The following is a 1,548-nucleotide window of genomic DNA, read 5'->3' on the forward strand; positions in this document are numbered from 1 at the left end:
GCCGTGGCCGGCAGACCCGGCGCCGCCGCGGGCGCCCGCCGTCGGCCCGTCGTCTGGAGCGGCAGGTCCGACCCCGACGACACCGGCGCGCACCGGCTGCTCCAGGCCGTGCGGGGCGGCAGCGTCCGCCACGGCGAAGAACCGGCCCCGACCTCCGACGCCGGAGCCACCCAGGTCATCCCCCGCGTCGACGTCAACGGCGGCTACGCCGACGGCCGTTACCCCGGCGATGGCTACGACGACCTCACGCAGACCGTCGAGACCCCCGTCGTCGGCGCCCAGCGCAGCCACGACCCCGACGGTCCCCCACTCCTGCCCCACATGCGGACCGTGGGCAGCGTCGACGACGAACCCGCGTACGCGGGCGAGGAGTTCGAGGAGTACGACGCGTACGAGGACGGCGGCGCCGACCGGGGCCACCGCACCAAGCGCCACAGCGACGACCCCGCCCGGCACGCCTACTACCCGGGCCGCCGCATGAACCTCGGCGTCGTCCTCCTCCCGCTGCGCGTCTTCCTCGGCTTCATCTCCATCTACGCCGGCATGGGCAAGCTCTGCGACCCCGTCTACTTCGACGGCGGCGAACGCGGCTCCATGGTCAAGTGGCTCAACACCCTGCACCCCTGGGAAGTCGCCGAGCCCCTGCGGCAGTTCGCCCTCCAGCACCCCGTCGGCGCCGGACTCGTCATCGCCTTCCTCCAGGTCATCGTGGGCGTCCTCACGATCCTGGGCTGCTGGCAGCGCGTCGCCGCGGTCGTCGGCGCCGGCCTGTCCGCCGCGCTCCTCGTGACCGTCAGCTGGAAGAGCGTCCCGGTCTACGACACCCCCGACATCATCTACCTCGCCGCCTGGTCCCCGCTGATCATCGCCGGCGCCCCCGTCTACTCCATCGACGGCCGCCTCACCGGCAGCGCCTGGCGCCGCCTCGGACCCCGCGCCGACATCTGGGACCTGCGCCACTACGTCCTGCGCCGCGGCGCCCTCATCACCGTCGTCGCCGCCGGCCTCACGCTGCTCGTCGGCTCACTCCTCGGCGGTGCCGTCCGCGTCGTCGTCCCCGGCCCCGGCGAAGCCCCGCGCAACGAACTGCCCGGCTCCCCGCTCCCGCAGGACCCCGCCAAGCGGCACAAGAAGACCCCGTCGGCCTCCAGCTCGCCGACCCAGGGCGCCACGAGCGGCTCCTCCGCTGACGAGGCTGCCACCACCCCGGGCGCCACGCGCGACACCGGTACCGCCACCGGCGGCTCGCCCAGCCAGACCCAGGGCACCACCGGCCAGACCCAGGGCACCACCGGCCAGGCCCCACCACAGCAGACCTCCCCGGCCCAGCAGGCCCCCAGCACCAGCTCCGGCCCCACCTCCGGCGGCAGCGCCAGCGGGGGCCCCTCAGGCGGCTCCGACGGTGGAGGCTCGTCCTCCCAGCCGGGCCTGGTGGGCGGCCTGTTGGGGTAACTGAGCCGGTGGGCGAAATCCTGGGCACGCCTGCCGGCTGAACACCCTGGCCCGTACGACGACGGGGGTCCCGCCCTCGAGAAGTGCGGGACCCCC

General features: G+C 74.8%; 1 protein-coding gene. It reads left to right on the plus strand.

The annotated features are described in order from the left end of the window. On the plus strand, window positions 1–1,452 hold a 1,452-nt coding region (locus ACWBNA_RS21460; protein WP_482706059.1), incomplete at its 5' end, for a DoxX family protein. Window positions 1,453–1,548: the final 96 nt, after the last annotated feature.

The organism is Streptomyces sp. Q2 (assembly GCF_056820935.1).